This window comes from Stenotrophomonas sp. 3diitr2024 (genome assembly GCF_042136455.1).
GTDB lineage: Bacteria > Pseudomonadota > Gammaproteobacteria > Xanthomonadales > Xanthomonadaceae > Stenotrophomonas > Stenotrophomonas sepilia.
Map to the genome: position 1 here is coordinate 1 of NZ_JBHHMJ010000131.1, position 269 is coordinate 269.

Consider the following 269-nt stretch of genomic DNA (forward strand, 5'->3'; position numbering starts at 1 on the left):
GCAGCGGCGATAGCTCGCTGTCGATACGCTCGAACAGCTGCTGCTTGGCGTCGCCCCAACTGATGCCGGCGGCGAAGGCCCTGGCGAATTCCGCGGTCTGTTCCGGCGTGGCGAACGCCTGGTACATCTGGAACAGCGCCATGAAGGTCATGAAGCCGCCATAGGAACCGCCGTAGATGCCGGCGTGGTCGCGGTCACCCTGCTGGGTGTCGACCAGCCAGTCCAGGCCGTCCTTGTAGTCTTCCAGTTCCGGGTGGCCCATGTTGCGG

General features: G+C 65.1%; 1 protein-coding gene. It reads right to left on the bottom strand.

What is annotated here, in order from left to right; all coding sequences use genetic code 11:
* Positions 1-269 (bottom strand): prolyl oligopeptidase family serine peptidase (locus ABGA94_RS03190; protein WP_375366366.1); only part of this gene is annotated, 269 nt, incomplete at both ends.